The organism is Pedobacter sp. (genome assembly GCF_035317785.1).
Lineage (GTDB): Bacteria > Bacteroidota > Bacteroidia > Sphingobacteriales > Sphingobacteriaceae > Pedobacter.
The window spans coordinates 25,879-34,922 of the sequence record NZ_DATHGC010000005.1 but is presented as its reverse complement, the minus strand read 5'-3'; the positions used below and the strand labels follow the sequence as shown (position 1 = coordinate 34,922).

At 42.8% G+C, this 9,044-nt stretch carries 9 protein-coding genes and 1 pseudogene; 4 read left to right on the top strand and 6 right to left on the bottom strand.

Annotated elements, in window-relative coordinates; translation table 11 throughout:
- A pseudogene (locus VK541_RS00700) lies at window positions 1-581 on the bottom strand (xylosidase); the annotation flags it as partial.
- Between the two features lie 383 nt (window positions 582-964).
- Here VK541_RS00700 and VK541_RS00695 point away from each other — a divergent pair.
- Window positions 965-2,200, top strand: a complete 1,236-nt coding sequence (locus tag VK541_RS00695) for a YncE family protein (protein WP_324365899.1) — start codon at window positions 965-967, stop codon at window positions 2,198-2,200.
- Here the strand turns inward: VK541_RS00695 and VK541_RS00690 are convergent.
- Entirely contained in the window at window positions 2,197-2,556 is a 360-nt protein-coding gene (locus VK541_RS00690; RefSeq protein ID WP_324365897.1) for a response regulator, read from the bottom strand. The genes VK541_RS00695 and VK541_RS00690 overlap by 4 nt on opposite strands.
- 261 nt (window positions 2,557-2,817) lie before the next feature.
- Between VK541_RS00690 and VK541_RS00685 the strand changes: the two genes are divergently transcribed.
- Complete coding sequence (locus VK541_RS00685) at window positions 2,818-3,540, top strand: GNAT family N-acetyltransferase (protein ID WP_324365895.1); 723 nt, start codon at window positions 2,818-2,820, stop codon at window positions 3,538-3,540.
- Between the two features lie 42 nt (window positions 3,541-3,582).
- On the opposite strand, the gene VK541_RS00680 is transcribed toward VK541_RS00685, so the two are convergent.
- Both VK541_RS00680 and VK541_RS00675 read right to left on the bottom strand, forming a co-directional pair.
- Window positions 3,583-4,173 carry a DUF4142 domain-containing protein gene (locus tag VK541_RS00680; protein ID WP_324365893.1) on the bottom strand — a complete coding sequence of 197 codons (591 nt, stop codon included), beginning with the start codon at window positions 4,171-4,173 and terminating at the stop codon, window positions 3,583-3,585.
- A gap of 122 nt (window positions 4,174-4,295) precedes the next feature.
- On the bottom strand, window positions 4,296-5,087 hold the full coding sequence (locus VK541_RS00675) for a PhzF family phenazine biosynthesis protein (protein WP_324365891.1): 792 nt from the start codon (window positions 5,085-5,087) through the stop codon (window positions 4,296-4,298).
- A gap of 139 nt (window positions 5,088-5,226) precedes the next feature.
- Between VK541_RS00675 and VK541_RS00670 the strand changes: the two genes are divergently transcribed.
- A complete protein-coding gene (locus VK541_RS00670; RefSeq protein ID WP_324365888.1) occupies window positions 5,227-6,666 on the top strand; it encodes a PLP-dependent aminotransferase family protein in 1,440 nt (479 codons plus the stop codon).
- Here VK541_RS00670 and VK541_RS00665 read toward each other — a convergent pair.
- Window positions 6,656-7,492, bottom strand: coding sequence for a ThuA domain-containing protein (locus VK541_RS00665; protein WP_324365886.1), 837 nt, complete (start codon window positions 7,490-7,492; stop codon window positions 6,656-6,658). The genes VK541_RS00670 and VK541_RS00665 overlap by 11 nt on opposite strands.
- A 52-nt stretch (window positions 7,493-7,544) precedes the next feature.
- The gene (locus VK541_RS00660; RefSeq protein WP_324365884.1) at window positions 7,545-7,763 is read right to left on the bottom strand and encodes a hypothetical protein; all 219 of its coding nucleotides are present in this window, start codon (window positions 7,761-7,763) and stop codon (window positions 7,545-7,547) included.
- A gap of 444 nt (window positions 7,764-8,207) precedes the next feature.
- On the opposite strand from VK541_RS00660, the gene VK541_RS00655 reads away from it, so the two are divergent.
- The gene (locus tag VK541_RS00655) at window positions 8,208-9,005 is read left to right on the top strand and encodes a hypothetical protein (RefSeq protein ID WP_324365882.1); all 798 of its coding nucleotides are present in this window, start codon (window positions 8,208-8,210) and stop codon (window positions 9,003-9,005) included.
- Window positions 9,006-9,044: the final 39 nt, after the last annotated feature.

Here is a 9,044-nt window from a genome sequence, read left to right as displayed (position 1 = left end):
TTACCAGTCTGATTGGTTACTTTAAGTTCGTCTACCAGGTATTTCCAGTCCGCGATCAGCGCAGAGCAATCCTCATTTGAGGCGCCCAGTCCGGAAAGGTCATACATGATCCCGATTGCCCTGTCATTCTTTGAAGCCGCTTCAAACGCATTTTTTAGTATCGTGGCCGATTCTGTGTCCCTGTTTTTCGCATTGCCAAAAAACCTTTGCATAAACACACCATCCACACCGTAGTCCTTCATCCATTTGAAATGAAGATCAACAGTACTTTTATCGTGCGAGCTGAAGAACTTCGCTGTTTCCCCATTACTGAGTTTGTAAGGCGTATTGTAGGTCTTTTCATATTCGCTGACATCAGGCCAGATGTCTATCCCGTTGCGGTTTTCAGTACCGTATGCCCAACGCCTGGATTTGGTGCCATCACCTTCGGCCCTGAACCAGCCCTGGTAGCCTGCCATGACCAGGCCTTTGTAAGACGGATATTCCGTCTGCTTGCTGTGTTTAGATTGGGCGATGCTGCAAAGCGGCATACAGATCCCTATCAGCGCTGAGCAGCTTAAGGATTTTAGAATTGATTTCATAACTGAATCTAGGGTTTTGCAGCGTTTCTTCATACAGTAAATCACATTTGGTTTATATCAGCTATAAAGTACCGTGCAAATGCTTAATAAAACATTAATTATTCATTAAACGCACTAAAAATAATCATAAAACAAAAAATGCCTCCCAATTAATTCGGGACACAGTGAAAATATTCCAATTGAATTGTGATCCTTTCGATCTGTACAGAAAACATAAATCAAGTGCCATATCCGGTATCGGATTTGGTCCGTTCAGAACTAATTTTAGCTATCAGTTGTTAGCGAAATTTAAACAAAGTCAGTAATTATTTGTTTATCCTGTTTTTAAGCGGGTATCCCTGAAAAGAAGGAGCGGCCAATGATTTATGCATTAAAATACTCAAATGAAAAACTTTTTGAATTTGGCATATATCGTTTGTTTCCTGGGATTTAGTTCAGGGAATAACTCACCCGCAGTTAAAATACAAAACAATACCTTTCTAAAACCAACATTGCAGGACACTTCCCTGCAATCGGGAGCATATTCATTGGTTTTTAAAGCGTCGCAGGATCTTCCCGTATCCATAGGCGTAAAGTCCTTATTATTTAATTCGAGCGGAACAAAACTGTATGCGCTCAGCCTGGAAGGGATGTGCATTTATGAATTTGACCGGAAAAGCAAAAAACTCCTCAGGGAAATTAACTTTAAACCAACCAGAGCAAGGGGATGGGATTATTCCCTGAACAGAGCTATTCCATCTTTCGCAGAAAAACCTGTGGAGGCTTGTTTCAGTCATCAGGATAAAATCTTGTGGGTCTCCCTGCACAATGCCGGTGGTGTAGTCCCGATAGTAATGGACACTTTACCTCAGAGGAAACCACCTTCTATTTTACCAGGTAAGGTTGCTTATATTACAGATTTCGAAAAGCGGAAGCAGGACACCGTGTACCTTCCCTTGATCAGTACCGGACAAATACCCAAAGTTATTGCCGAAACTGCAGACAGCAAATTCCTGGCAGTGAGCAACTGGGGTTCAAAATCAGTAAGTATTTTAAAGCTGAATGATACACTAGCGCCATACGGAAAAAAAATAGCGACTATAAATTTACCTGCGATCCCAAGAGGAATCGCCGTAGATGATAAAAATAAAAAGACATATGTAGCGATTATGGGTGGGAACAAGATCACTGTGATCAATAATAAAAATTGGAAAATCGAAAAGAACCTGTCTGTTCCAACAAATCCACGCCATCTGCTGCTGGATAGTAATGGAAATCTATTCATTTCTTTTAACGCGATCGCTCAAATTGGTTGCTTTAAAGCAGGCACGGGTAAATCTTTGTTTAAGGTTAATACACATCTGCAACCAAGAACCATTGCACTTTCAAGAGATCAGCGGTTTCTTTTTGTCGCCTGTTACGCCGGGAACAGCGTAGATGTTTTTAAAATCAAACGGAAGGGTTTTACCAGAATCTATTCTTTCCGCTGCAGCGGAAAGCCCGTTGGGATAGCGCTTTATGAGAACAAGGACAAACTCGAAGCCTGGGTCAGCTGTTATCTGGCAGATCACCTGAAAGCATATGAATTTAAGAAAGCTATGGATGGCAGTTCAATCCAGCGAACCAGTGCCCAGTTTTAACGTTTTGGAATGTGTTTTCTCAGAATCTTATAAAGCAGGGACAGATCGAAGGGTTTTTCAATATAGCCGTCAAACCCGTTGATCCTGTATTCCTGATTGATATTGTTGTTGCAGCTTAATGCCAGAACAGGTAAATGAGGGTATTTCCCTTTGATCTGATGACAGATCCCAATACAGGCATCTCCATGCAATTTATAATCCAGCATGACAACGTGGGGCCTGATCTGATCAATGAGGTCTAAAAAATTTCCGTTGACCTCCGTAAGCGAGAATACCTCAAAACCTTCCATTTGTAAAGCAAGGGTCAGAACGTCTAATACGGCTTCATCAGTATCTTGCACAATTATAGTCTCCATGATTAACTGTTTATGACTCAAAGCAGAACTTAAAAACCAAGCCTGTACCTTTTTGACGGGTTTAAGACTAAATATAAGAATAAATGGATCAATAAATATAGTTTGAAAGGTTTTGAACCAATCTTTGTCCGGATTGTTATTCAGATATATTGTTTATGATATCTGGTTAGGCACTGCGGAATTCATCTGTAAGAGACTAGTAAAGGAGAATATCATGGAAACATTTTCTGTAAACTTCAGCGCATATAACTACTCGTCGTAATGAAAGCCAAAGTGATCAAGACCTCATTAACGGAGATCCAGGCGTTACGGGATTTGTTCCTGGCAGAGCGCCCTTTTCCATTCATCTATAATAAATGTCACGGCGCGGGGTGGGCAGATACCTATCTTTTTACCATAAATGAAATGAAAGTTGGTTACGGATCGATTTGGGGTAAAGACCGGCGTGAGGACAGGGACGCAGTTTTTGAATTTTACCTGTTAAGGCCTTTCAGGCATTTAACTGATAAGATCTTCTCAGAATTTCAAAAAACTTCGAGGGCTAAATTTATAGAATGCCAGACCAATGACACTTTACTGACTTCGGTCCTGTTTGATCGCGCCAGCATCATCCATGTAGAAGCCATATTGTTTGAAGACAGCTTCCAGACTAAACTCAAAATACCCAACACGGTATTCAAACAAAAAGCAATTACAGATGAGGATCCTTCATACGTACTGGAACAGGACGGGAATACCGTTGCCAGCGGCGGCTACGTATGGAATTACAATTTTCCTTTCATTGATATGTATTATGAAGTAGAGGAAAATTACCGGCAAAGGGGTTTTGGCAGCCTGATTGCGCAAGAATTGAAAAAAGAAGCGTACCGGATGAACAGAATTCCGGCAGCAAGATGCAATGTAAAAAACAAAGCCTCAAAAGCGACCTTATTAAAAGCCGGTATGCGGGTTTGCGGCCATCTGCTTACAGGCAGGCTGGGATGACTGCCATTCTTTTTGAACAATTTCTGTGTGGATTTCAATATTTTATTGAATCGTTTCACGAACTTCCAGCGCTTTTAGCCGGTGTCTTTCCAAAACGGGCAGATACTTGCTGGCAAAGTCACTGACCAGCACATCAGGGCTCTTGCCTGCCCCGCTAAAAAGTTCAATATACTTGTTGTGGTCTTCAACCATCATTTTTAAATAGAGCTTTTCAAAGTGTTCTGTCTCCATCTTGCTCATTTCACTGATTTGTTCCAGGTCTTTCGCGGGCAGGGAAACAGGAAATTTTAGTCCCTTTGATAAGGATAAAGTTTTCAAACCGGCATTGATCCGGACATGGTCAAGCTCCATCAGTCTTCCAAAATCCTTTACCCGAAGGCTTAGGGCTTTTTCGCCCGCAAGTTTGCCCAATGCCATTTCCAGCATTCCGCCCAATGCTGCCTTTTCAATAAACATCGCAGTCTGGATTTCATTTTCTAATGTCTCCCGATCAGGAGCTTTACTGACACCAACAACAGTATGGTCGATTGCTGTTGTTGTATCACCCATTTCCTCTGTTTTGTCAGTAGGATGACAATATTGAAGAATGACGACAGCCAATGGCAGAATTAACAATAAACCACTCTTTTTCATGATTTCCCGAATTTAATTTAACCATATCTTTAGTATTAGTACCGGGACTTACCTCGTGAACAATCATTTAAGTATTTGGTTTTAAAAAAGATAAAAATGAAAACTATCCTATCCCTGATTGTTTAAGAAATAAAAATATATCCTGCAGAATACGTTTTAGCTGTTCCGCTGATCAAAACCCTGTCATTAAGGTCTGTGCAATCCAGTTTGCCCACCCTTTCAGACAACTGCAATGCAGACAGCTCTTTTTTACCCAATTGCTCTGACCAGTACGGAATCAGGGAACAATGAGCAGATCCGGTAACCGGATCTTCAAAAATAGAGGCACCCGGCACAAAAAACCGGGATACAAAATCAGCTTCATTGCCTTTTGCTGTCGCGATGATCCCTCCCGGCGCAGTATTGACAGTACTTAACTTCTCCCTGTCAGCTAACAATTCCAGAATATCCTGCTCGTTTTCATACACCAGGAAATAATCTCTCGATTTCAAGACTTTAAGAGGTTGTTTGCTCAATGCATTGGCGATCGCATCAGGCAATTCAGCAGCAACAGGCTTCCTCGACGGAAAGTTGAGCGTATATTGATCATCCTTAATTGCTACTTCCAATATTCCGCTTTTGGAATTGAAACGGATGGCATCTGCAGCATAACCCAGTTCAGTTTTCAATACATGGGCCGTTGCTAAAGTCGCATGACCACAAAGGTCCATTTCATACTCAGGCGTAAACCACCTCAGGTGAAACCCATCGCCTTCCGGGATGAAAAAAGCCGTTTCCGGTACCGCATTTTCCTGCGCGATTTTCAACAGGATTTCGTCCGGCAGCCATTCTTCAAATACAACGACACATGCCGGGTTGCCTCCAAAAAGCTTATCGGTAAAAGCGTCTATTTGGTAACATTTAAATTTGCTCATATCTGGTTTTATGTTATGTGGTTTGAAAAATCATAATGGTTCCATTTCTTTTCGATTGAACTGTCAGACAAAGTTCTGTTGAATAAAACAACCAATACAGATACAATTTTACTAAATTTGACCAATACAGATTGTAAACATGCAACGAAAGCCACTCGTTAAAGAAACCTTTCTATACCTGCAAGTCGCAGCAAAAATAGAGAAACAGATCAAAGATGAAGTACTGAAGGCCGGCGACAAGCTTCCTTCTGTAAGAATGCTCTGCCGGGAGCTTGGCTACAACATGAGTACGATTACCCAGGCCTATTACGAACTGGAAAGCAGATCTCTGATCGAAACCCGGCCGAGGTCAGGTTATTATGTTTCACTGCTGCCAGCCCGGCGGCTTGATCTGCCCGCTTCCAGTAAACCCGCAGTTACAAAAAACATTGACGATCTGGATTACCTCATTGGCCGGATCCACGAGGACAGCGGGAGGCCAGAAGTCACCATGCTCTCCCTGGGTGTGCCGCACATCAGCCTGCTGCCAGTAGCCAAACTCAACAAGGCATTGGTCCAGGCCACACGTACGCTTCCGGGCAGCGGTACCGCCTATGACCCCGTTCAGGGCAATGAAAAACTCAGAAAAGAAATTGCCAGATGGTCTCTCAGCTGGGGAGGCACCCTTAATGAAAAGGATATCCTGACCACTACCGGCTGCATAAATGCAGTGGCTTATTGTCTCATGGCACTGACACAGCCGGGAGACACTGTTGCCCTGGAAAGTCCCGCCTATTTTGGCATTCTTCAACTCGCCAAAGGCCTGGGATTAAAAGTACTGGAAATGCCCAGCAATCCGGATACCGGCATAGAACTAGATGCCCTGAAGACATCGCTGGTTCAAAATCAGATCAAAGTCTGCTTGCTGGTCAGCAACTTCAACAACCCCTGCGGATCCTCCATGCCTGCTGCTCATAAGAAAGAAGTGGTTAATCTGCTGGAATACCATAACGTTCCTTTAATTGAAGACGATATCTATGGAGACCTGTATTTTGGAACGAGCCGCCCAACAACCTGCAAAGCATTTGATGAAAGCGGAAATGTGCTCTATTGCAATTCTGTGTCTAAAACGCTTGCTCCGGGATACCGTGTGGGATGGGCAGCCCCGGGCAAGTACATGGACAAGCTGCTCAGCCTCAAAAGAAACCATTCGATCTCCAGCACCAGCATCACCTCAGAAGTGGTAGCCGAGTTTCTGAAAAATGGCCGTTACGAAAATCATCTGAGAAAAATGCGCCAGACACTGCACCACAACAGCATCAAATACAGCAGCGCCGTCGCCAGATATTTTCCTGCCGGAACTAAGATTACACAACCGCAGGGCGGGTACTTCCTGTGGATAGAGCTGGAGAAGGAGATCAACACAGCCAGGCTTTACGACCAGGCACGCAAATACAATATCAGCATCGCTCCCGGCAGAATGTTTACCCTCCGGGAACAGTTTGACAACTGTCTGAGGCTGAGTTTCGGACTACCATGGAATGAAGAACTCGAAAAGAAGATTAAATTACTGGGCACACTAATAACGGCTACTTTTTAGCCGGCCCCAGCCACAGCAGGCTGTTCAATATCAGTTGATTCTGAGTTTCATTGGCAAATGAAAACGACAGCTCCTTATTGTGTGGCGGATGTTCATAATCCATGTCGTTATGCCCCATATTGAAATATATCATGCGGTATCTCGTATTGCTCCAGACGACCGGATAATAGCCTTCATGCCATATCTCATAAGCTTTTGGCCCTGTTCCGAGGGGAAAACTGCTGGAATCTATAGCCAGGAGAATCTTAATATCTGGATTCTTGCGCAGGTCGTTCGACCAGCGGTACCACTCATTTGGCGACGATTTAAAGGTAGCGGGCAATTTCTTGGTTACCGGATGCTTAGCATCCTCTACCTTGAGTACTGCTGAAGTTGGCCTCCAGGTATTGCTGCCATATTGCCCTGATCCCAGGAAAACATTGTGGTACCAATCCCAATTTTGTGGATAAGCCGAATCTTTTAAAGCAAATGCAGAAAAGTGAAATCCCATCCATGCACCGCCGTTTTTCATGTATTGCTCAAAAGCCCTACGCTGTTCAGGATCTTCCGGCCTGGTGTCCAAAAAAAGAACTACCTGATATTTGGAAAGAAACACCGGATTGAGGTTACTCCAGTTACTGGTAGAATCGTAGCGGAACTTATTTGCCTCCGCTATTTTGGAAAACCATTTATTAGCTTCATGCACAAAACTCACATGGGCCTTGTCGTTCTTACCGGTATAGAAGGCGATGACATTAAATTCTGGCTTTTTGGTCTGGGCCTGTACCGCAGTAAACAGCAGACAGGATATCACAACGATAAAAAAACCCGGTTTGAAAGCGTTCATATATTGACTGAAAATTTGAACACCCAAAATAGCAATTTAATCGTTCCCTTTACTAATCGTTTTCTTCTATCTGCTCAAAAAACTGTTTGAGTTCATCAAAGAAAATGAGCGTCCTGAGCCTTTCGTCACGCTCTGCGGTAATCGCAGCCGACAGGGCCCATCCGCTATATAATTTATCCAGCATTTCATGGATCTCTTCAAATGAATGTTCATTAAGAAATTCCTTAACCTGCGCTTCCTGATTTTTTCTGTTGTTGATTTGTACCCTCATACTTTTATCAAATTATTATTCCTACTTGCCTGAACGCTACTTATTAACGATTATCATTAATAAATGTTATGCCGAAAATCCCGGGAGCATGTAGAAATAACTACAACTGTTTTAATATATCGGAGTAATTAATATTTTACATTATTTATTTACATTTCATTGATTAATAAAGTTTTCTGACATTATCCTAACAAAAGGCCAGGTAAAATCTGCGTGCTGAAACAGACAATATATGTGTGGTACCTGTCTGGTGGATGTCTGATATATGCCGAGCCTTAAAGTCCAACATTAGTCCAGGATTAGTCCAACATTAGTCCAACTTTTGCTAGAAAAACATGGACTAATCTTATACTTATTTTATATTTATCCTCAACTAACATTAAAGTCATAAAGGGATCATAGTCCATTTATGATGAATTATTCATTTCATAAAAACTAAAGACAATGGCCAGATTAAAAGGTAAATTGTACAAGGGGGTGGTAGGAAACACGGTCCTTAAAGGCTACCGGGGTGAGCAACTGCTGATCATAAAAGCAGATACCCCTATTGCACACATGACAGAAGGCACCAGGAAGGCTGCCTGGGAATTTGGAAAAGCCAGCAACCTGGCAGCATCCATCAGACGGTCCCTGGGGGCAGTGATCGGAAATTTTAACGATGGCACAGCAGTATCCAGGTTAAACCCTGAAGTATTGTATTGTCTGAATGCTGTCAGGGATCCGCAAACTGATGAGTACCAATACCACATTGACAGCTTCGCCGCGCTTGCGGGATTTGAATTCAATATCAATTCCAGGATGAGGGCCAACTTTTTTGCAATTCCACAGGTAAGTTTAAATGGAAATATACTGGAGATAACGCTTCCGGAACTGCATATTCCCAAAGACATCAAATTTCCTAAGGATATCGTCTATTGCAAGTTTATCATAACGGTTGGCATGGTAGACCTAGTTAACGGGCGGCTTTCGGCACTGCCATCACAGTCGGTAGAGATCCCATACTCTTATAATCCGCTGAGCTTTCCGGCGCATACCTTTAGTTTTGAGCCTGAGGCGGGGTGTTTGTGTGTTACAGGATTCACCTTGCATTATTATGAGAAGACATTTGCAGGGGTTTTCCTGATGAACAGTAAAAGTTTCAGCCCGACCGCGATATTGAACGCACAGATGATGGAAGGGAGTGTTGATCCGGAAAGGACAAACGACTGGATGGAAATGGAGGTTGTGGGGAAGAAGAAGTAATAAAAAAACGCCGCTCTAGATTAGAGCGGCGTTTTTTAT

Excerpts from the sequence above, each read along its gene's own strand:
- VK541_RS00695 (WP_324365899.1), top strand. The coding sequence starts at position 965 with ATGAAAAACTTTTTGAATTTGGCATATATCGTTTGTTTCCTGGGATTT.
- VK541_RS00690 (WP_324365897.1), bottom strand. The coding sequence starts at position 2,556 with ATGGAGACTATAATTGTGCAAGATACTGATGAAGCCGTATTAGACGTT.
- VK541_RS00685 (WP_324365895.1), top strand. The coding sequence starts at position 2,818 with ATGAAAGCCAAAGTGATCAAGACCTCATTAACGGAGATCCAGGCGTTA.
- VK541_RS00680 (WP_324365893.1), bottom strand. The coding sequence starts at position 4,173 with ATGAAAAAGAGTGGTTTATTGTTAATTCTGCCATTGGCTGTCGTCATT.
- VK541_RS00675 (WP_324365891.1), bottom strand. The coding sequence starts at position 5,087 with ATGAGCAAATTTAAATGTTACCAAATAGACGCTTTTACCGATAAGCTT.
- VK541_RS00670 (WP_324365888.1), top strand. The coding sequence starts at position 5,227 with ATGCAACGAAAGCCACTCGTTAAAGAAACCTTTCTATACCTGCAAGTC.
- VK541_RS00665 (WP_324365886.1), bottom strand. The coding sequence starts at position 7,492 with ATGAACGCTTTCAAACCGGGTTTTTTTATCGTTGTGATATCCTGTCTG.
- VK541_RS00660 (WP_324365884.1), bottom strand. The coding sequence starts at position 7,763 with ATGAGGGTACAAATCAACAACAGAAAAAATCAGGAAGCGCAGGTTAAG.
- VK541_RS00655 (WP_324365882.1), top strand. The coding sequence starts at position 8,208 with ATGGCCAGATTAAAAGGTAAATTGTACAAGGGGGTGGTAGGAAACACG.